Source organism: Frankia sp. CeTa3Moorea (assembly GCF_978021225.1).
In genome coordinates this window covers 1-19,538 of record NZ_CDXDOR010000102.1, presented here as the reverse complement: position 1 = coordinate 19,538, position 19,538 = coordinate 1, and the positions used below count along the sequence as shown (strand labels likewise).

Genomic DNA, 19,538 nt, shown 5'->3' with positions numbered 1-19,538 from the left:
CGCCCACCCGGCCCCACCAACCGACGACCAGCGATCATCCAACCAGTCGGGAAGACCACGGACAGGTCAACAGCCGCAGGATCTGAAGGACCGACAAGTTAAACGACAAGCTCAGGCCCAGGGAAAATGTGGCGTGATGGAACACTCGGAAACGCCGCCCCGCCGACCTGAACCCATCAGACCCGGCCCAGCCGGACCACAAACCCCGAACACACGAAAACAGGACACAAATCCGACAACCCGTGCTCCCACGTGGCCAACGGTCCACCGCTCCCCTCCATCCCGCCGGCCCGTGGCTATGTCAAGCGATACCCATTCGGTAGGCCAGTCCGCGTAGATCACGTCCTCCGACGTTCGCTCTGGCACGCTGGAGCATGACGGCAACAGTCTCCCGCACGAGCGGGTGAGTCCGGACCAGCTCTGGCGCGAGCCGTTCCGCTTCGCGGAGTACCGCGAGGGCTTGTTTGTCCTTGCCGCGCGACTGGGCAAGTCCTCGGCCGAAATCGGTGAGGAACTGTGCGCGGCGACGTATCCACACCACGCATGATCTCGGGTGCCTTCCCGCCGTCGCCCCGCTCGACTGCGATACTGAGGCGCCAAACCGCCACGTTGGCCGGGCCGAAGTGCGGGTGGAAGACGTTCGTCTCGCCTGTTCGAGCGGCGATCTCGGCGGCTTCCCCGATGTGGGCGTCGACGGCGCCCGTGGCGTCGGCCGGCACTGCGGCGAGTGCCGATGCCAAGTGGAGGATGCCGTAGACCGGCATGACCTGTGCCCTGCCGAGTTGGCCGGAGGCAGCATCAGCGGCCCGCTCAGCGATCTGACGCGCGCGGCTGCGGGCGCCAGCGCTCATGAGCGCGTTGGCATGGTAGAAGCCCCCGAACGCCGACCACGCTGGATCGTCGAGACGCGCGGCGGCCTGCATCGCACGATCAGCCGCGATCCACGCGAGATCGACGTAACCGAGATCCTTGCTGAGCACGAAAGCCGACCGGTAGGCGCCGACCAAGGCGGCAAGCGCGGTGCGAGCGTCACTACCCGAGCCGATCGCATGCACATGCAGTTCCTGGATCAGGTCTGGCAGGACCGATGCGTAGCTCGCGTGCGCGGCTGCTTCCCGCGCTGCCTCAACGTCGTCAGCGGCGAGACGCAGCGCGGCCATAGACCGTGCCGGGCAGTCCGGCTGCTCATCGAACGCGGTGTTGAGGATGGCGGCCCGGACAGCGGGGATAGCGGCGAGAGAGCGAGCCTGGGCGGGGTTCGTGGGTTTGTAGGGCTGCCCTGTCAGGTCGGTGATGGAGACCTGAAGCGCGTCAGCGACCGCCTCCAGGTGCGAACGCCGGTCCATACGGCGCTGCCCGTTCTCCACCATCGACAAAAACCCCTTGGACAGGCCAGTCAGGCCGGCAAGGGTCTCAAGGGTCATGCCCCGCTAACGGCGACACGAACGGATACGCGCGCCGATGGTGGCCGGTGCCTCCGGGCTGTCGTTCACAGACGCCTCTCCTGACCGGAACACATGTGTGGGTGTACACGCTCAGAGTAGCCCCACGAACGTCGGTCGTACGGTTACAGATGAGTTCACCGATGTGAACAGTGCGTCAGGCGTGTTCGCAAGCGTGAACAATCGACCACCACTCGCTGCGTAGTCTGTCGATCGCCAGTTAAAACGGTCCTGTTGAAGGCCGCGTTCCCGGCGGGTCGACGAAGCAGGAACCGTCGCGGCCACCCGGCGTGGTCGCTGGCGGTTCGACCCCGACGAGAGGAAACCCACCATGTCCACGCCCACGATCATCGCGACCCGAAGAGGCCGCGATCTTGTTACGCCGAGACTCTTCGAGCGGTTGTGTAACCGGCTCGCGGCGGACCACCTGGTCGAGCGCCCATACGCCGATCGACCTGGGCTGGCACACCTTTCTGCTGCACACCAAGGAGTACACGCTGTTCTGCCGGCAGGTCGCCGGCCACTTCATCCACCACGTGCCCGACGACGTGCCACCCGACCGCAGCATCAGCGCAGCCAGGCACGCTCGTACGATCACCCTGATGCAACAGGCCGGGTACGCCGTCGACCACGAACTGTGGGCGAAGTGCTCCACATGCTCCGACGAGGGCAACTGCTCGGCAAGCGGCAAGGACGGCGACGAAAATAAGGGCAGCCGGGTCCCCAAGTAGCGGAGTCGAACTTCCCATGAAGTGGAATGATCTGCCGACGCAGGTCCGCGACGCGGTTGAGGCGCAGACCGGACCCGTCACGTCCGCCGACTCGGTGGACGTCGGGGACGGCTGCGACCTCGCCGCGGTCGTGGATGCGGGTGAGCAGCGGCTGTTCGTCAAAGGCGTCCACGGCGGCGGCCGGCGAGCACGCTGGCTCCGTAACGAGCACACGTTCGGTCACCTCGCCGCAGGAATCGCGCCGAGTCCACGGTTCGCATGCCAGGTCGATGACTGGCTGCTGGTTGGCTTCGAGCATGCGACCGGCCAACCAGCGGACCTCATCCCCGGCTCTCCTGACCTACCCCGCGTCCGGGACGTCGTCAACGACATCTCCCGCCGGACCGGCGAGGGTCTGCGCTCGCTTTCCGATCGATGGCGCAACACGGGTTGGTGGGAGGATCTAAAAACGCTTCCAGCTAGAGTTTTCCCCGATTGGGACGTAGCCACTGCGGCCGTCCACGCGGGCGCTGTAGTCGACGCCGTGGCCGGGAACCGGCTGATTCACACCGACCTTCATGCCCACCAGTTCATGATCAGAGAGGACCGTGTCTGGGTGGTCGACTGGGGCTGGCCGGCGCAGGGTGCCGGCTGGGTAGACGCCGCGTTCATGGTGATCCGTCTCATTGGCGCCGGGCATACCCCCCAGCAGGCCGAGCAGTGGGCGGCGGGGCTGGACTGCTGGGCGGGCGGCACCGACGAGGATCGGACCGCCTTTGCCTGCCACGTGGCGGGACTGTGGAGCATGCGAGCGGCGCAGGCGGACAGCCTTGCCGCTCAGAACCGAGCCGCCCTGGCGCGTACCTATGCCGCGTGGCGCCTGACCTGACCACGACCTGTATGGCCATGATGATCCCGTGATCTCGGGTTCGAGGTCAGTGCATCTGAGCCCCAGCCGGCGGGGTTGACTCCAAATCCTCCGTCGGCTGGCCCTTGGGACCCCGGCGAAGCCCCGAGCATGCGGGCCTCGCTGGGGTCCCCTGCCACATCTGGGGTCATCGCAACTTTTCTCTACCGCCTGAACTTCCCGTCGGGGATCTGGCCGACCGCGGTGTCCACGTGCACGTCCCCGCGGGTGCGGTGCCAAAGGACGGGCCGAGCGCCGGGGTAACGATGACGACGGCCCTGGCGTCGCTGCTGTCCGGCCGGCCGGTCCGGGCGGAGGTGGCGATGACCGGCGAGGTATCGCTGACCGGGCGCGTGCTGCCGATCGGCGGGGTGAAGCAGAAGCTGCTCGCCGCGCACCGCGCCGGCATCACCACGGTGCTGCTGCCGGCGCGCAACGGCCCGGACCTGGACGACGTCCCGGCGCCGGTGCGCGACGCGCTCACCGTCCACCTGGTGACCGACGTCCGGGAGGTGCTGGACCTGGCCCTGGAGCCTGCCTTCGCCACCGGGCGCGCCGACCGGCCGGGCCACGGCGGGCGCTCCCCCACACCGCTGGCCGCCTGAGGATCTGAAGGCCGACCAGGGGCCGGGAAGAGGGTGAGCGAGAGCCAGCGACACGCCGGGGACGAGGTAAACACCATGTGACGAGGGGCGCGGAAGACGCAGATGGCGGCTACGGTCGGGGCGTGGATCGTGGTCGCTGTCTTCGGCAGGAGCGCATCGCACAGCAGCGCATCCTGGGGCTCAGTCGACAAGGGGTGCGCCAGCGACCGCGGGACAATCGCGGGCCCGCCCATCCGCCGAACCGGCCACCCGGCCGGCGCAGGCGCACCCGCTAGGCCGTCTTGCCCTCGGCAGCCGCATCGACAAGCGGCTGCGTCTCCCGTGCCGGTCCGGACCACCCGTGCCGGTCCGACGCCGCGGCGGCAGGCGTGCCCGTCGACCCGCTGTCGGCCCACGTCCCCCTCCCCCTGCCCGGCTGCCTTTTCCTGCCCGACTGCGCGCTTCGATCCCGATCGGTCCCAGGCCGCGGGAGTCGGTCACATCCCCGCCTATTAAAGTGACCCGAACCCATGGGCGGCATGGCGGAGGGACGCAGGCAGCGTGGATGCCCTCAGGCGGGGTTGGGTCGGTCTTGCGCTGTTCTTCGCTGCCCTGGTCCTGATGCCGATCCTGGTGTTCAGTTATCACAGCCAGGAACCCCGGTCCGGCCCGGCCCCGGCGGCATCCCCCGCACCCGACGGTCGTCCATCCCGGCCCGGCCCGGGCGCCGTGCCCACGCCGTCGTCGACGATGTCCGTCGCGCCGTTCACCTTCGCCGGCATCCACCAGGGCGAGACCATCTCGGGATTCCGCACCATCCGGGTGGAGACGACGGGCTACGCCGGCACCCTGACGTACGTGCTGAATGGACCGATCGGGCCGTACCGGCGGGATCTCCCGGGCCCGCCGTACCTGTTCACGCCGCATCCCGGCGGATGGCAGACTTCCGAGGTCCCGGACGGGCTGTACACCCTGACCGCGATCCTGGTCGGAGCCGGGAACACTCAGATCTCCATCAGCTTTACCGTCAGTAACTGAACAGGGACCATAAGATGATCTCGGCGGAGCAAGCACTCAGCTATCCCGATGAGAACCCGAGGGTGCACGTGACGACGGCGACCGCAGACCATAGTGTCAGCGGGATGGATCGACTGGTGTGGATCGACTGCGAGATGACCGGCCTGGACGCCGCGTCGGATCTACTCCTGGAAGTGGCCTGCTTGGTCACGGACAGTGAGCTCAACATCCTCGACGAGGGCGTCGACCTGGTCATCTCGGCGCCGGAGGAGGCGCTGCAGACCATGGAGCCGGTCGTCCGCGAGATGCACGAGGCCTCGGGCCTGACCGCCGCCGTCCAGGCCTCCACCTTGTCCCTCGCCGACGCGGAGCGCCAGCTCCTCGACTACGTCCGCACCCGGATTCCCGAGGTGCGCAAGGCCCCGTTGTGCGGCAACTCGATCGCCACGGACCGCACCTTCCTCGCACGCTACCTGCCGTCACTGGACGCTCACCTGCACTACCGCATGATCGACGTCTCGTCGATCAAGGAACTCGCCCGCCGCTGGTACGTGCGGGCCTACTACGCGGCTCCGGTCAAACGCGGCGGCCACCGGGCCCTAGCGGACATCCAAGAAAGCATCGAGGAGCTGCGCTACTACCGACGGGCCGTGTTCGTCCCCCAGCCGGGGCCGGGCACCGAGCAGGCCCGCGCGATCGCCGCCGAGATCCGCGACCAGGCCGATGCGTCGCTGGCCGCCCTGACCGCCGGAGGCTCCGAGCACCCGCAACCAGACGACCCGGCCGGTTCACCCGCGCGGCTTAGCGGGGGATCTTCCACCGCCCGCCTGAACGGGCGGTGAGCGCGGTGAGCGCGGTGAGCATGACCGGGGTAACCCCCTTGCCCATCCGGTGGCGCGGACCGGTACGATAGCTTCGCTTGGTCAGGCGGCGTGGGTGGAACATCCCGGATTCGGAACATCCCGGATTCGCACCGGTCGGAGGATCTCCGGTCCGACCGGGTCTCCTCCTTCGGCATGGCAGCCAGGTTCTGGTGGGTGTAGCTCAGCTGGTAGAGCACCGGGTTGTGGTCCCGGTGGCCGCGGGTTCAAGTCCCGTCACCCACCCCAGAGCGATATCCCGCTGACCAGGCCCCGCGGGGTGGCGGACGGAGGCCCACCGCGGCAGCCAGCCGTGCGGCCCCGCCGGGCTCACTCGATGTCGAACAGCCCCTGGCGGACCGCGTACATCACGGCCTCCATCCGCGAGTGCAGCTGCAGTTTGTCCAGGATGTTACGAACGTGGTTCTTGACCGTGTTCTCACTGATGAACAGCTTGCGAGCAATCTCGCGGTTCGCGCGCCCCTCAGCGACCAGCTTCAGCACCTCGAGTTCTCGCGCGGTCAGGTGCGGGGCGTGCACCCGAGGACGGTCCTCGGTACCACGGGCCATCGTGGCGAACTCGACCATCAACTTCGATGCCATCGAAGGACTGATCAGACTCTGCCCATTGTGGACGGCCCGCACCGCGTCGGCCACCTCGTGCGGCGGAATCGACTTCAGCAGGTACCCGACCGCACCCGCCTTGATCGCCTCGAACAGGTCGGACTCCTCGTCCGAGACCGTGAGCATCACGATACGAGTGCGCGGAACAGCACGTTTGATGGCACCCGCCGCGGCGATCCCGTCCCGGCCCGGCATCCGGACATCCATCAGGACGATGTCCGGCGACGTCCCGGAGGCCAAGGTCAGAGCCTCTTGACCGTCACCGGCCCGGCCGACGACGCTGATGTCCTCCTCAATCTCCAGGACCGTCTGCAGGCCCTGGAGGAACAACTCATGATCATCCACTACGAGGACCCGGATCGGCGCGGAGCCCTCGACGGAGTCGGCTTCAGCGGCCGACGGCGGCACGACACTGGCCGTCATCACACATCCGGGAATCAGGATCGAATCGTCCGAGCGGCGGCAACCCGGACGCGAACGAAAGATGGTTCGGACACCATCCCACTCTACGTGATGAAGTACACACCCGAGGTCGTGACGGCGCCGAAGTGGTGCCGCCATCTCGCCCGATAAACGCATCCGACATGCCGGAAATAGTACGCGGTGGACGCTGCCACCCACCCGCATATGACCATGTTCGCGCGGCGAGTCGCGCCGGGTTTCCTCCTGGCAACGACCCCGGCGACCAACGCGAGCCAGCAGCACCAGCAGCACCAGCAGCACCAGCAGCACCAGCAGCACCAGCAGCACCAGCAGCACCAGCAGCACCAGCAGCACCAGCAGCACCAGCAGCACCAGCAAGATCATTAGATATCGAGCAGGGGCGATGAGTGGCCACATAGCGGTTTATGCAGGAAATTACCGAGTGTTATTACACTGATACAGTCATCTAAGAACCCTCGAAATAGTGGGCCGTTTTGCCTGGCGTGATCGGCGGATGACCGTCAATATCACCGGTATGGCCGCAGCATCCAGCAGCTCCCAGCCACGACTCCACATTAAGCCGGGTACCACCTGGTCCGAGGCGTTCGCCACCTGCCGCCAGATTGCCCCCGAGGCGTTCGACGAGGACCGCCTCCGTAATCTCTGGGGCGGGCACTGGCATCGAACTGGAAACCCACTGCACAGCCTGTCCCCCGTCGACGGCACACCGATCGCCGGGCCCCCGATGATCGAGCTGGACGAGGCCCGGGAGGCGATCCGGGCCGCTCTCGACGACCACAAGCGCTGGCGCGACGTGGCGCTGCCCGAGCGCAAGGCCCGGGTACGCGCCGCCGTCGACGCCATGGACGCCCACCGCGACCTGCTGGCTCTCCTGCTCGTCTGGGAGATCGGCAAGCCCTGGCGGCTGGCGCGCACCGACGTCGACCGTGCCCTCGACGGGGTGCGCTGGTATATCGACGAGATCGACGGCATGATCGCCGGGCGCACCCAGCTACCCGGTCCGGTGAGCAACATCGCCAGCTGGAACTACCCGATGAGCGTGCTCATGCATGCCGTGCTCGTCCAGATCCTCGCCGGCAACGGCACCATCGCCAAGACCCCGACCGACGGCGGCGCCGCCTGCCTGACGCTGGCGAGCGCGCTGGCCCGCCGGGAGGGTCTGCCGGTCTCGCTGGTCTCCGGATCGGGTTCCCGGCTGAGCTCGGCGCTGGTCCGCGCCCCCGAGATCGGCTGCCTGGCCTTCGTGGGCGGCCGGTCGGCGGGTGGCCAGGTCGCCGCCGCCCTGGTCGACACCGGTAAGCGCCACTTCCTCGAGCAGGAGGGCCTCAACGCCTGGGGCATCTGGGACTTCTCCCAGTGGGACGTGCTCGCCGCCCATCTGAAGAAGGGCTTCGAGTACGGCAAGCAGCGCTGCACCGCCTACCCCCGCTACGTCGTCCAGCGCCAACTGTTCGACAGGTTCCTCCAGATGTACCTGCCGGTGGTCTCCGGCGTCCGGTTCGGCCACCCCCTCGCTGTCGCCGACGACACCGACCCGCTGCCCGAGCTGGACTACGGCCCGGTCATCACCGCGGACAAGGCGACCGAGCTGGCCGCGAAGATCGACGAGGCGATCACGAAGGGCGGTGTGCCGATCTACCGCGGAGACCTCGCGGACGGCCGGTTCATCCCCGGGCAGGACACCTCCGCCTACGTGCCGCCGGTGGCGGTCCTGAGCCCGCCGGCGTCGTCTGCGCTGCACCACGCGGAGCCGTTCGGCCCGGTCGACACCATCGTCGTCGTCGACTCGGAGGCCGAGCTGCTGGCGGCGATGAACGCCTCCAACGGCGCGCTGGTCGCCTCACTGGCCTGCGACGACGAGTCCCATGCCCGCCGGCTCGCCGGGGAACTGCAGGCGTTCAAGGTCGGAGTCAACAAGCCGCGCTCCCGCGGCGACCGGGACGAGCCGTTCGGTGGCCGCGGCGCCTCCTGGAAGGGGGCCTTCGTCGGCGGTGTCCATCTGGCCAGAGCCGTCACCGTGGGCGCGGACGCCGACGAGCGGCTCGTCGGCAACTTCCCGAGCTACTCCCTCTACCCGGCCGTCTGACCTGCCCGGCCGTCTCACCTGCCCGGCCGCTCCTGCCAGAAGGAGGATTCAGCTAGGCCGGCAGGCCGTGCTCGGCGAGTGGTCCGAGGCGCAGGCCGGCGTCGTCGCAGCGCGCGGCGATCCCGGGTAGAGCCCCGAGCGCGCTGCGCCAGGCCCCGGGGGCCGATGTGCAGTCACAGTCGTGCAGCAGCACCGTGGCGCCCCCGCGCAGGTCGGGGGCGAGGGTGTCCAGCACGCTGCCCGGCGTCGCCTCGGCCGTCCAGTCGCGTCCCCACGCCGACCACAGGACGGGGCTGAGGTCGAGGCGGCGGGCCGCGACGAGCAGCCCGGCCGAGAGGATGCCGTGCGGCGGCCGGACGAACCGCGGCGCGCGACCGGTGATCTCGACGACCAGGTCCCGGGTGCGGGCGAGATGGTCGTGCGTGGAGCGGGGACCGCGCAACAGCATCGGGCGATGATCCCAGCCGTGCACGGCCAGCTCGTGCCCGGCGGCGGCCATCTCCCTCGCCAACGTCGGTGCGCGTTCCAGCAGACCACCGAGGACGAAGAACGTCGCCCGCACGTCGAGTTCGGCGAGCACGTCGAGGAACTGCGGCGTGGACACGGGATCCGGACCATCGTCGAAGGTGAGCGCGACGTGATCAGGCGCGCCGAGCCCTGCGAGCGCCGGCGTCCACCGCAGCCGTAGTCGACGCAATGTGGTGAGCGACGGAATGCCGTAGGTGAACCCGGCCACGCCGCCCAGGGTCAACGCCGCGGCGGCAGTACGGCGAGCCATGGTGGGCCTGCGCGTCGCAACGGACCGCGTCATGGCGAAAACTCTGCCACAGATCCGGTCTCGCCTTCCGACCAGCACCCCCATGCCCGCCGCCACAGGGCAGCCCGCCGCCATGGGTACTGCCATGGGTACTGCCATGGGTACTGCCATGGGTACTGCCATGTCCTACCCACCCCCCACCCTCCGTCTCGGCCACGACCGCCCGCGGTAGCGGGAGCTACTCGGGTCTCTGGATAGAACAGTTATGGGAGGTACGTTCGGTAATGTCCGTTCGTGGGGACGGCACACCCGTCACCAGAACAGCGCCGGGCGGGAAGCACGATGAGGTGGTGGGTAGCCGGGCAGAGTCGGACGTGATCGGGGATCCGGTGATATCGGCCCGGTGCGGCGGGGCAGGAAGGGGCGGACCGTGCGGATCGGACGGCTGGGACCGGTCGGCTGGCTGTTCGTCGTCGCGATCGTCCTAGTCGGGGGCACCCTGGTGGTGAACAGGACCTCCGACGACAGGCCACGGGTGGCGTTGTGGGGCGACTCGCTCGCCTGGGAGGCGGGTAGCGCCTTCGACGAGGCGGCCCGCGCGGACGGCGGGACCGCCGTGCTGGTGCGCACCTGGGGTGGCACGGCGCCCTGCGACTGGCTCATGGACATCCGCGACCAGGCGCGGCGTTGGCGGCCGACCACCGCGGTTCTGGTGTTCTCCGGCAACCAGGTGACGCCCTGCATGCAGGGTCGTGACCTGGTGACGGCCTACCGGGAGGACGTGACGAAGGCCGTCAAGATGCTGACGAATCAGGGCATCGGAGTCGTCCTCGTGGATGCGCCGCCACGGCGTGACCAGACGGTCGACAAGGCCGGGATGACCCTGTTGGACCGCCTGTGGCGCCAGATCGCCGCAGAGCACGAACGTACCCGGGTGGTCCCCGCGGGCCGGGTGCTGACCATGGACGGCCGGTTCACCTCGACGATGCCCTGTGCCGCGGGCGAGACCTGCGAGCCCGGCGGGGTCGTCACAGTCCGCAGCCCCGACGGGGTCCACTTCTGCCCGTTGCTCCAGAAGCCGATGACGGCCTGCCCGGTCCCGTCCCCTGGCGCCGTCCGCTTCGGCACCGCGATCGCTCGGGAGACCCTCCAGCCGGCCGAGGGCTGACCGCCAGCCGACCGACCGAGGGCCGACCGGGCGGGATCCACCATCTTCCGGTCTTCCCGGGGCTTCCGGGGCTTCCGGGGCTTCCGGGGCTTCGCCGGCTTCCCCGAGCTTCGCGGGACCTCGTCGAGAATCCGCCGGAATGTTCAGGCGACCTTGCGGTGCATCCCGATCCGACGGCCGCTCAGCGAACGACGATGATTACCCAGCTCGTCGTGCCAGGAGAGGAACGTCTGATCGGGCGCGCCGACCTGGGAGAGCTTGTAAGCGAGTTCGGCGGCGAGCGCCTCGACCTGGTGCGGCCGGTGGACCCGGACCCACAGACCGTGCTCGTCGAACGCGGCGACCCTGGCGCGGTCCCGCAGGTCGGCGTCCAGCTGGTCGGCGAGTTCACCGGGTGTGGCGATTCCGCTGGGCAGCCGTGGCCAGGTGATCTCCATCAACAGACCGTTCGCCTTCATGATCCCCTCCTCTGATCGCCGCCGGCCCCGGGTGACCGCTCGGCCGATCGGGGCGACGGGCGGGCTTGCTCGTCGCCCCGTGAGGGCATCCCCTCAGGCTTGAGGGCGAACCATGACATTACGGAATGAGGCCGCCCTCGCCGGTCAGCCAGCCGCTTGACGGTCAGCCAGCCGCTCGCCGATCCGCACCGCTGTCCGCGGTCGGGCTGAGATCCGCGGGCGTGACGGACTCCGCGGGCGTGACGGACTCCGCGGTGAAGGCGGCCCACAGGCGGGAGTACGGGCCGCCGGCGTGCACCAGCTCGGCGTGCGGCCCCTGCTCGACCACCCGGCCGTCCGCCATCACGACCACCCGGTCGGCCCGGGCCGCCGTGGTGAGCCGATGGGCGATGACGATCGTGGTCCGCCGGGTGGCCACCGCCTCCGAGGCGGCCGTGACCGCCGCCTCCGTCGCGAGGTCGAGCGCCGCGGTCGCCTCGTCGAACAGCAGGATGTCCGGGTCGGCGAGCTCCGCGCGGGCGAGCGCCAGGAGCTGCCGCTGGCCGGCGGACAGTCCCCGGCCGCGTTCGCCGACCAGATGATCGTAGCCGTCGGCCAGGCGGGTGATGAACGCGTGGGCGCCGACCGCCCGCGCCGCCGCCACGACCTCGGCGTCGGAGGCATCCGGCCGAGCGTAGGCGATGGCGTCCCGGACCGTCCCGGAGAACAGGAACGGCTCCTGCGGAACGACACCGAGCCGTCGCCGGTAGGCGGGCAGGTCGAAGTCGCGCACGTCGACGCCGTCCACCCGCACCGCACCCTCGGTCACGTCGTAGAACCGGGCGATCAGCTTCACCACCGTGGACTTGCCCGCGCCGGTCTCCCCGACCAGGGCGACTGTCTCCCCCGGGGCGATGCGCAGGCTCACCCCGTTCACGGCGTTTCCCGCCGGCCCGGCGTTTCCCGCCGGCCCGGAGTTCTCCGCCGGCCCGGAGTTCTCCGTCCGCGCGGCGGTGCCTCCCGTGTAGGCGAACCGGACGCCGGCCAGGACCACCTCGCCGGCCAGCCGCCCGACCGGTCGCGGGTGCTCGGCCGGCGGCGTCGAGGTCGGAGTCCGCAGCAGCTCGGAAAGCCGGCGCAGACCGACCCGGGCCTGCTGATAACCGTCGAACACCTGGGACAGTTGCTGCACCGGCGCGAAGAAGAGGTCCACATAGAGCAGGAACGCGAGTAGTGCTCCCGGCGACAGGGATCCGCCGACGGCAAGGTGGGCGCCGATTCCCAGCACGAGAGCACCCGCGACCCGGGAGAGGAACTCGACGAACGGGAAGTAGAGAGCGATCATCCGTTGTGCCCGCAGCCGCGAGCGGCGGTAGCTGTCCGCGAGCTCGCGGAACCTTGCCTGGTTGACCGCTTCCCGGCCGAACGCCTGGGCGATGCGCAGGCCGGTCAGGTTCTCCTGCAGCGATGCGTTGACGGCGCTGACTCGTTCCCGGGACTCGGTGTAGGCGGCGGAGGAGCGACGCCGGAACACCACCGTCGCCACGATCAGGATCGGCAGTACGGCGACGACGACCAAGGCGAGCTCGGCGTCCAGCACGATCAGCGCCACCAGGACGCCGAAGAAGGACAGCAGGCTGACGATGGCGGTGGTCAGGCCGGTCTGCAGGAAGGTCGACAGGGCGTCGACGTCGGTCGTCATCCGGGTCATGATCCGGCCGGCGAGCTCGCGCTCGTAGTAGTCAAGCCCGAGGCGCTGCAGCTGCGCAAAGGTCTTCACCCGCAGGATGTAAAGCAACCGCTCCCCCATCCGGCCCGTGACACGGGTCTGCCACACCTGCACCGCCCAGTTGACCAGTACCACCGCCAGCGCGACACCGGCGGTGGCGAACAGGACGTCACGTGCCCCGACACTCACACCGGCGTCGACGGCATGCCGCACCAACGTCGGCAGGGCGAGACCCGCGACGGCGTCGGCCGCCACCAGCAGCAGGCCCAGGACGAGCGGCCAGCGGACCACGGCCAGCAGCCGGTGCAGCGAGAATGCCGGGTCGGGGGCGGCCGCCGCAGCCTGGTCGACCCGCGGCTCGTCGAGCGCCGGGGGCAGGGCGTCGACCCGGGCGAGCAGGTCGGGGGTCGCCGGCATGTCACCGAAGGGGCCCCCGCCGCCGAGCCCCCGGCCGAGACCGCCCTGGAGAGCACCGCCCCGGAGAGCGCTTCCCTTTCCTTGCCCACTTCCTTGCCTATCCAGAGCCTTTTGTGTCCGATTTATCCCTCTGGATAGGCAAGAAAGGTCGGGGTCGGGGGACGGGGACGGGAGCTGGTCGGGAAGGCCCTCACCGGGGCCGGCGAGCAGATGGCGGAACAGAGGACATCGGGCCGTCAGTTCGGCCTCGGTCCCGACGTCGACGATCCGGCCGGCGTCGAGCACGGCGATCCGGTCGGCGAGGCGCAGGGTGGAGCGCCGGTGCGCGATGAGCAGGGTGGTGCGGCCACGCATGATCGTCCGGAGCGTGTCGTGAATCTCGGCCTCGATCCGGGCGTCCACGGCCGAGGTCGCGTCGTCGAGGAGCAGGACGCGGGGATCGGTGAGTAGCGCGCGGGCGAGCGCGACGCGCTGGCGCTGGCCGCCGGAGAGAGTCAGGCCCTGTTCCCCCACGACGGTGTCATAGCCGTCGGGCAGGCCGCGGATGAAGACGTCCGCCTGCGCCGCCTGCGCGGCCGCGACGATCTGGTCATCCGTGGCACCCGGCCGGCCGTAGGCGATGTTCGCGCGCACCGTGTCGGAGAACAGGAAACTGTCCTCGAAGACGACCCCGATCTGCGCCCGCAGCGACGACAGTGTCACCGTGCGGATGTCCACACCGTCAAGCCGGACCGTCCCGGCCTGGGGATCGTAGAACCGCGACAGCAGCATCGCGACCGTCGACTTGCCCGAACCGGACGTGCCGACGAGGGCGACCGTCTCCCCCGGCTCGATCCGCAGGCTCACGTCCCGCAGCGCGGGGCGGGACGGAACGTAGCCGAACGTGACACCGTCCAGGTCGACCAGCCCGCGGACCCAGCCAAGGCGCACGGCGCCCGGCCGGTCCGTGATCGCCGGCTGCGAATCGATGATCTCGAAGATGCGTATCGTGCTGGCCTTGGCCTGCTGGCCCACGGTGAGCAGACCGGCGAGGGTCCGCGTCGGCCCGATCAGGGCGCCGAGATAGGTGCTGAACGCGAGGAAGGTGCCGAGGGTGATCCGGTCCGTCAGCGCCAGCCAGCCGCCGAGCGCCAGCACCGCGACCTGGCCGAGCGCGGGAACGGCCTGCATCGCCGCACCGAACCTGCTGGTGATGCGCACCGCACGCATCCGAAGCGCGAACAGCCACCGGGCGTCCACCGCCAGCCGGTCCAGCTCGCGGGCCTCCTGCCCGAACCCCTTCACCACCCGGACGCCGGCGACGGCCTCCTCGACCACTCCGGCGACCTCGCCGGCCTGCTGCTGCGCCGCCCAGGTCGCCGGGAAGACCGTGCGTCGGGCGCCGTAGCCGACGATGAACAGCGCCGGCCCCAGCGCGAGCGCGATGACGGTGAGCAGCGGGGACAGCCAGGCCATCACCACAAGGGACACGACGAAGAGCACCAGGTTGCCGCTCATCATCGGCAGATAGGACAGCAGACCCTGGACCACGGTGACGTCCGAGATCGCCCGGCTCACCACCTGCCCGGTCTGGAGCTGGTCCTGCCGGGCCCCGTCGAGGCGCTCGATGGCGCTGAAGACGGCGTCGCGCAGGTCGTACTGGACATCGAGGGAGAGCCGGCCACCGACGTAGCGTCGGACGAACGCGGCGGCGAAGACGACGACCCCGGCCCCGAGCAGAATGGCGACATAGGGTGCGAGAGAGTGGCGGTGCGTGACGACGACATTGTCGATGACCTGCCGCTCGACCAACGGGACGGCGGCCGTGACGAGCGTGCCGAGCAGCGCGGCGCCGAAGGCCAGGGCGGCGTTGCGGCGGTACACGAGGATCTCGCGGAGGATCCTGCGCAGCCAGCCGACCGCCGGTTTCTCCGGTCCGGGGCCCCCGGCTTTCTCCGGCCCGGCCTCCTCGGCTTTCTCCTCGGCTTTCTCCTCGGTGGCCGTAGGTGAGCCGGGAGCCACCGGGGAGCCGGGAGCCACCGGGGAGCCGGGGGCGGCAGGCCCCTCGGCTGGTTGGGGCCGTGGGCGTGGGCTGGGCAACTGCGATCGCTCGACGGGACCCGGACCCGGGTGCGGGCTGGGGTCCGGCCGATCCGGCGGTCCGTGCGAGGGACGGGCCGTGTCAGCGGACGATGCTTCGGAACTCGCGGTGGGCCTCCAGGTCGTCAGGTCCGATTCGGTACCCGCGTGACGCCGGTCCGGATCGGACGCGAGGGAAGGGACGAGACGCCAAAGCCACCGCGTCCCGGCCTCACCGCGGTGTCCCGGCCTGACCGTACGTCCGGCAGGCCCGCGGCGTCGGCCACGTCATGTCTATCAGCGAAACATTCCTGGAACCCCGCTGATGCCCGTTACGGCTCCGAGCCGAGACCACAGGCAGCCCCAGGACCCGGGCAAGATCCCGGGCAAGACCGGCCCCGGAGGACACGCAGGGACCCCGGAGCACACGCAGGGACCCGGAGCCGCCGCCACCAGTGATCTCCAAGGTGGCCGCCGCTACCGAGCGCCCTGCCTGCACCCCCGGCCACTCGTCTCCAGCGCCTGGTAGAGTTCTGCATGTCGCCGCGGGGACGCGGAGGCAACGCGCCGCTAGCTCAATTGGCAGAGCAGCGGACTCTTAATCCGCGGGTTCGGGGTTCAAGTCCCTGGCGGCGCACCCGTAGACAGGCCTTTGACCTGCTCTCATGTATCACAGTCATGATTGACCGCTCGTTCGATGATCGTTGTGGGCAGCCTGTGAGCGGCGCGGGATCGCGGCGGCGATTTCGGCGACGACCAGGACAATCAACGGCTCACCGGCGGTCGGGGTGTACAGGCGGGTATTCCCGGCGAGACGCGCCGTCCGGTCCCGCATGACGGTCACCGCACCGTCGAGCAGATCCGCGATCGTCTTCGTCGTGGTGGCGAAGCGGGTGAACAGGGCGCAGCCGAAGGCCAGTTCCATCCCGCCCTTCGGGTCACGCACCCACAGCTCGACCAGCCCCGCGCGCACCGCCGGCCCGAGCCCGCGCAGCACCGACCACAGCACCGAACCCTTACCCGCGCGGTGGCACCGGCGACGTCGAACGTCACCTGATTACCCGTCGACGCCGGCATCCGGATGGCAAGGTCGGTGTGGACCATCGCCGGCTTCCACCGCCACCGGTAGACGAAGGTGAGCCGGGCACGCCCCCACAGCCACCACGCCAGAACGCCAGAACGCCAGAACGCCAGAACGCCAGAACGCCAGAACGCCAGAGGATGCACCCGCCAGCAGCCGCACAGCAGCATCCACACCGGGACGCGCACCTTGTCGGGTTGTCGGGTTGTCGGGTTGTGACGGCACCCGCGGGAAACGCCGGTCACCGTTGATTCTGGAGTAAACGTTCGGAAATCCTGTGGGAGGGCATGTCAGAAGCTCGGCTTGTGGTGGTCGGGTGTCGGCTCGGCCCGGGATCGGGCCTACGGTAATGCGCCGGTACCGGGTTCGGCCCACGCGGCCCTGCTGGGATCGTCGTGGCGCCCGGTGGTGTCCTGGTCTCGGGGGCGGTCGAGCCAGACGAAGAACCGTTCCAGGTCCGGGCCTTCGGGTGGCTTCCCGCCGGCCGCGGCGCAGGCGTCGAGGTAGTCGGTCAGGTAGCCGAGGGGTTCACAGCGGTTGCGTTCGGCGGTGCCGGTGATCGTCCAGACCCGGGCGGCCAGGTCGGCGGACCATCGGGCCTGGCTGCCGTAGTAGATCTTCCGGCCGACGACCGGGTTCCGCAACGCCCTTTCCGCCGCGTTGTTGTCAAGATCTAGGTCGGGGAAGTCGCGGTGGCGCGCCAGTCCGTCCCATTCGTGGTCGAGAGTGGCCAGGACCTTCTTCGCCGCCGGGTGCAGGCTGTAGATCGCCATCTCGGCGTGGCGGGCGGTGTCGATCGCGGCCAGGGCGTTCTCGAACGCTGCCTGGGTCTCGTCGTGGACACCGCTATCGGGGTCGGCTGCGGTCAGGGCCCGGTGGGCCACGTAGAGGCCGCCGAGAGCAGCAGGTGCCGGCCGTCGGGCAGCGCGGTGTCCTTCTTCGTCGTGCCGTCGGTGTTCGTGCGGGCGACGCCGAGGTGGCCCTCAAGCACGGCGGCCGAGCGGGTCGGGGCTATCCGGAAGACCACGGTGTCCGGGGCCAGGAAGACCCAGAGCCACCAGCGGTGGCCCTCCTTGCCGGCGACCTGCTCGAAGACGTGCCAACCGGTCTCGTCGGCGAACTGGAGAAGCTCGGCTACACCATCACCATCGAACCCGCCGCCTGACCCCGAACCCCCAGGTCGGCGTTCCACACGCGCGGACCAGCCAGCACCGGGTCCCCACGCGATCCCGCACGCCCCGACCCAGCCCCTCCGTGGTCCGGTAATTCACTCCTCAGCCAGTGGAATCAGACTGATTTGAGCGGTCCGGTGTCCCAGAGAATCATTCGAGACCGCGCCCCATCTCGTCACTCAGGATTTCGCCGGAGCGGGCCGCGAGGTCGCTCTTCCCGCTGGAGAGGGTTCCTACGAAGTCAGGGAGTGGCCACTCGTCGCCGCCGTCCTCGGTCGGGGTACTCTCCCTCACGAGAGCCAGGATCGGCGCGACCTGGGACTCGGGAAGACGGTCGATCAGCCGGTGCAGCTCATCCCGCAAGATGCTCACAGAGCAGAGGATACGGTCGCGGGAGGTCCGAGCAGCCGGATCCCTGCAGTGGAGGAGGTCGACCCCTCGGAGACTCGCCAGGTTGGGTCGGACGTGCCGCTACGACCGTTCGACCCCGCCGTGGCGGCCAGGGTGACAAGCTCGGGGATGTCCTTGCCGAATGGGGTGTTGCCGATCAGACGCGGAAGATGTCGTGGGTACCGACGCGCAGCCAGATCACGTGGGGGTCCGTTCCGTGGCCGGGCAGCGGCGACCCGTAGGTGAAGAGTGCCCGACCATCCGGCGCCCATGAGAGTTCGAAGACGCCTGGGCGCAGTTTGAAGCCCTTCACCCGCAGAGACGGGTGGAGTGCGCCCTCTGCGAGGCCACCGACGAACAGCGTCCGGGCACGCAGGAAAGCGGCGCGCTGCTCGGGTCGCAGTCGGCGGTAGTCTGCCCAGAAATGGGCGACCGCCTCGTAGGTGGGCACCCCGCTACCCTAACGGGCCGATCCCGCACCTTCCGCATCGACGCGACGTCCCGGGCGACGCCGACACAGTCATCTGCTCGCGGCGGCCGTCAGCTCGCCTTCGTGTGCGGTTCCGCGGCGAGTTCGGCGAGAAGCGCGCCGAACGAGGCTTCGGACGGGCAGATCACCGACCGGCCGGCGGCAAGATCGTCGAGGGCCTCGTCGAGGAGCCGAGCGGTCTCATGGTCAGGCTCGTCGGCCCACTCGTGAGGTTCCGGAACCGGGTACGGGAGATCGGCCGGATTTTCCATGATCCACCACCGTCCCTCATGTTCCAGCCTGTTCCAGGAAGTTATCCAACGCGGAACCTACCGCATCGATGCCCAGAGGGGCACTGTTGCATCGACGGAGTCCGGCATCGCGGATCCCGATCAGTCATGATCGAGTGATGCGTCGAGGTCGTGCCTGTCCACCGGTTCCGACGTCGGAGTTCGCGGGGTTCCGCTTCCCGCCCGAGGTCATCGTCCTGGCGGTACGGTGGTATCTGCGGTTCGCGCTGTCTTACCGGGACGTCGAGGAGCTGCTCGCCGAACGCGGCCTCGACGTTGATCACATCACGATCTACCGGTGGGTGCGGCGCTTCACCCCCCTGCTGACCGAGGCGGCCCGGCCGTGTCGGCACCGGGCTGGGGACAGGTGGTTCGTCGACGAGACCTACGTGAAGGTCGCCGGCCGCTGGACGTACCTGTACCATGCGGTCGACCAGCAGGGCCAGGTCATTGACGTCCTGGCCAGCGAACGACGCGACCAGCCCGCCGCCCGACGCTTCTTCGTTCGAGCGCTGGCCCAAGGTCGCCGGCCGAGCGAGGTCACGACCGACAAGGCGCCTGTCTACCCGCGGATCCTCGACAAGCTGCTCCCCAAGGCCTGCCACGTCGACGCCGCCCGGGAGAACAACCGGATCGAAGCCGACCACGGCCGGTTGAAAGCACGGCTCCGGCCGATGCGCGGACTGAAACGCCTCCGGTCCGTCCAAACCATCAGCACCGGACACGCCCTCGTCCAGAACATCCGCCGCGGCCACTACGAACTCGGGACCGACAGCAGCCCGCACCTGCGGCTGGCAGCCGCGTTCACCGAACTCGCCACAGCACTCTGACCGCCAGCAGCCCCCGGCCGCTGGCATGCCCCGCCTTCGCCGAACGCAAGGGACTGTAAAACCAAC

Annotated in this window: 18 protein-coding genes, 2 tRNA genes and 1 pseudogene; 10 read left to right on the top strand and 11 right to left on the bottom strand. The window is 69.4% G+C overall.

What is annotated here, in order from left to right; genetic code table 11:
* Positions 1-338: 338 nt before the first annotated feature.
* On the bottom strand, positions 339-1,424 hold the full coding sequence (locus AC08OV_RS16830; RefSeq protein WP_476619913.1) for a helix-turn-helix domain-containing protein: 1,086 nt from the start codon (positions 1,422-1,424) through the stop codon (positions 339-341).
* A gap of 392 nt (positions 1,425-1,816) precedes the next feature.
* On the opposite strand from AC08OV_RS16830, the gene AC08OV_RS16825 reads away from it, so the two are divergent.
* The 6 genes and pseudogenes from AC08OV_RS16825 (at position 1,817) to AC08OV_RS16800 (ending at position 5,769) form a co-directional block, all read left to right on the top strand.
* Positions 1,817-2,173 (top strand): glycine-rich domain-containing protein, encoded by a 357-nt coding sequence (locus tag AC08OV_RS16825; protein WP_476615953.1) that lies wholly within the window; start codon positions 1,817-1,819, stop codon positions 2,171-2,173.
* A gap of 16 nt (positions 2,174-2,189) precedes the next feature.
* Entirely contained in the window at positions 2,190-3,041 is an 852-nt protein-coding gene (locus tag AC08OV_RS16820) for a hypothetical protein (RefSeq protein WP_476615954.1), read from the top strand.
* Positions 3,042-3,232: 191 nt separating this feature from the next.
* Positions 3,233-3,664, top strand: a pseudogene (locus AC08OV_RS16815) (S16 family serine protease); the annotation flags it as partial.
* A 540-nt stretch (positions 3,665-4,204) separates the two neighbouring features.
* Entirely contained in the window at positions 4,205-4,681 is a 477-nt protein-coding gene (locus AC08OV_RS16810) for a hypothetical protein (protein WP_462187053.1), read from the top strand.
* Between the two features lie 14 nt (positions 4,682-4,695).
* Positions 4,696-5,502 carry an oligoribonuclease gene (gene orn, locus AC08OV_RS16805; protein ID WP_476614891.1) on the top strand — a complete coding sequence of 269 codons (807 nt, stop codon included), beginning with the start codon at positions 4,696-4,698 and terminating at the stop codon, positions 5,500-5,502.
* 191 nt (positions 5,503-5,693) lie between these two features.
* Positions 5,694-5,769: transfer RNA gene (locus AC08OV_RS16800), tRNA-His, on the top strand.
* A gap of 81 nt (positions 5,770-5,850) precedes the next feature.
* Here AC08OV_RS16800 and AC08OV_RS16795 read toward each other — a convergent pair.
* Positions 5,851-6,567, bottom strand: coding sequence for a response regulator (locus AC08OV_RS16795; protein WP_462187051.1), 717 nt, complete (start codon positions 6,565-6,567; stop codon positions 5,851-5,853).
* Between the two features lie 535 nt (positions 6,568-7,102).
* On the opposite strand from AC08OV_RS16795, the gene AC08OV_RS16790 reads away from it, so the two are divergent.
* Entirely contained in the window at positions 7,103-8,674 is a 1,572-nt protein-coding gene (locus AC08OV_RS16790) for an aldehyde dehydrogenase family protein (protein WP_476614896.1), read from the top strand.
* Between the two features lie 52 nt (positions 8,675-8,726).
* Here the strand turns inward: AC08OV_RS16790 and AC08OV_RS16785 are convergent, their stop codons facing one another.
* Positions 8,727-9,485 (bottom strand): polysaccharide deacetylase family protein, encoded by a 759-nt coding sequence (locus AC08OV_RS16785; protein WP_476619912.1) that lies wholly within the window; start codon positions 9,483-9,485, stop codon positions 8,727-8,729.
* Positions 9,486-9,861: 376 nt separating this feature from the next.
* Here AC08OV_RS16785 and AC08OV_RS16780 point away from each other — a divergent pair, with 376 nt between their 5' ends.
* Positions 9,862-10,599, top strand: coding sequence for a DUF459 domain-containing protein (locus AC08OV_RS16780; protein ID WP_476614893.1), 738 nt, complete (start codon positions 9,862-9,864; stop codon positions 10,597-10,599).
* A gap of 143 nt (positions 10,600-10,742) precedes the next feature.
* Here AC08OV_RS16780 and AC08OV_RS16775 read toward each other — a convergent pair whose 3' ends face one another.
* Both AC08OV_RS16775 and AC08OV_RS16770 read right to left on the bottom strand, forming a co-directional pair.
* Entirely contained in the window at positions 10,743-11,057 is a 315-nt protein-coding gene (locus AC08OV_RS16775) for a hypothetical protein (protein WP_476614894.1), read from the bottom strand.
* A gap of 163 nt (positions 11,058-11,220) precedes the next feature.
* Positions 11,221-15,261: an ABC transporter ATP-binding protein gene (locus tag AC08OV_RS16770; RefSeq protein ID WP_476619911.1), complete on the bottom strand. Its 4,041-nt coding sequence runs from the start codon at positions 15,259-15,261 to the stop codon at positions 11,221-11,223.
* Between the two features lie 543 nt (positions 15,262-15,804).
* Here AC08OV_RS16770 and AC08OV_RS16765 point away from each other — a divergent pair.
* A tRNA-Lys gene (locus AC08OV_RS16765) sits at positions 15,805-15,877 on the top strand.
* 39 nt (positions 15,878-15,916) lie between these two features.
* On the opposite strand, the gene AC08OV_RS16760 is transcribed toward AC08OV_RS16765, so the two are convergent.
* The 6 genes from AC08OV_RS16760 to AC08OV_RS16735 all read right to left on the bottom strand — a co-directional run bounded on the left by AC08OV_RS16760 (position 15,917) and on the right by AC08OV_RS16735 (position 18,624).
* The gene (locus AC08OV_RS16760; RefSeq protein WP_476615852.1) at positions 15,917-16,249 is read right to left on the bottom strand and encodes a hypothetical protein; all 333 of its coding nucleotides are present in this window, start codon (positions 16,247-16,249) and stop codon (positions 15,917-15,919) included.
* A 413-nt stretch (positions 16,250-16,662) separates the two neighbouring features.
* Positions 16,663-17,205 (bottom strand): IS66 family transposase, encoded by a 543-nt coding sequence (locus AC08OV_RS16755; protein ID WP_476615851.1) that lies wholly within the window; start codon positions 17,203-17,205, stop codon positions 16,663-16,665.
* Positions 17,187-17,513: an IS66 family transposase gene (locus AC08OV_RS16750; RefSeq protein ID WP_476619910.1), complete on the bottom strand. Its 327-nt coding sequence runs from the start codon at positions 17,511-17,513 to the stop codon at positions 17,187-17,189. The genes AC08OV_RS16755 and AC08OV_RS16750 overlap by 19 nt, the downstream gene beginning before the upstream one ends.
* Before the next feature lie 130 nt (positions 17,514-17,643).
* Positions 17,644-17,865 carry a hypothetical protein gene (locus AC08OV_RS16745; protein ID WP_476615849.1) on the bottom strand — a complete coding sequence of 74 codons (222 nt, stop codon included), beginning with the start codon at positions 17,863-17,865 and terminating at the stop codon, positions 17,644-17,646.
* A 175-nt stretch (positions 17,866-18,040) separates the two neighbouring features.
* Complete coding sequence (locus tag AC08OV_RS16740; RefSeq protein ID WP_476615848.1) at positions 18,041-18,334, bottom strand: hypothetical protein; 294 nt, start codon at positions 18,332-18,334, stop codon at positions 18,041-18,043.
* An 89-nt stretch (positions 18,335-18,423) separates the two neighbouring features.
* Positions 18,424-18,624 (bottom strand): hypothetical protein, encoded by a 201-nt coding sequence (locus AC08OV_RS16735; protein ID WP_476615847.1) that lies wholly within the window; start codon positions 18,622-18,624, stop codon positions 18,424-18,426.
* A gap of 137 nt (positions 18,625-18,761) precedes the next feature.
* Here AC08OV_RS16735 and AC08OV_RS16730 point away from each other — a divergent pair, with 137 nt between their 5' ends.
* The gene (locus AC08OV_RS16730) at positions 18,762-19,472 is read left to right on the top strand and encodes an IS6 family transposase (protein ID WP_476615846.1); all 711 of its coding nucleotides are present in this window, start codon (positions 18,762-18,764) and stop codon (positions 19,470-19,472) included.
* Positions 19,473-19,538 lie beyond the last annotated feature (66 nt).

Bases quoted from the DNA above. Each gene is read 5' to 3' on its own strand.
- AC08OV_RS16830 (WP_476619913.1), bottom strand. From the start codon at position 1,424: ATGACCCTTGAGACCCTTGCCGGCCTGACTGGCCTGTCCAAGGGGTTT.
- AC08OV_RS16820 (WP_476615954.1), top strand. From the start codon at position 2,190: ATGAAGTGGAATGATCTGCCGACGCAGGTCCGCGACGCGGTTGAGGCG.
- orn (WP_476614891.1), top strand. From the start codon at position 4,696: ATGATCTCGGCGGAGCAAGCACTCAGCTATCCCGATGAGAACCCGAGG.
- AC08OV_RS16795 (WP_462187051.1), bottom strand. From the start codon at position 6,567: ATGACGGCCAGTGTCGTGCCGCCGTCGGCCGCTGAAGCCGACTCCGTC.
- AC08OV_RS16790 (WP_476614896.1), top strand. From the start codon at position 7,103: ATGGCCGCAGCATCCAGCAGCTCCCAGCCACGACTCCACATTAAGCCG.
- AC08OV_RS16785 (WP_476619912.1), bottom strand. From the start codon at position 9,485: ATGACGCGGTCCGTTGCGACGCGCAGGCCCACCATGGCTCGCCGTACT.
- AC08OV_RS16775 (WP_476614894.1), bottom strand. From the start codon at position 11,057: ATGAAGGCGAACGGTCTGTTGATGGAGATCACCTGGCCACGGCTGCCC.
- AC08OV_RS16735 (WP_476615847.1), bottom strand. From the start codon at position 18,624: ATGGAAAATCCGGCCGATCTCCCGTACCCGGTTCCGGAACCTCACGAG.
- AC08OV_RS16730 (WP_476615846.1), top strand. From the start codon at position 18,762: ATGCGTCGAGGTCGTGCCTGTCCACCGGTTCCGACGTCGGAGTTCGCG.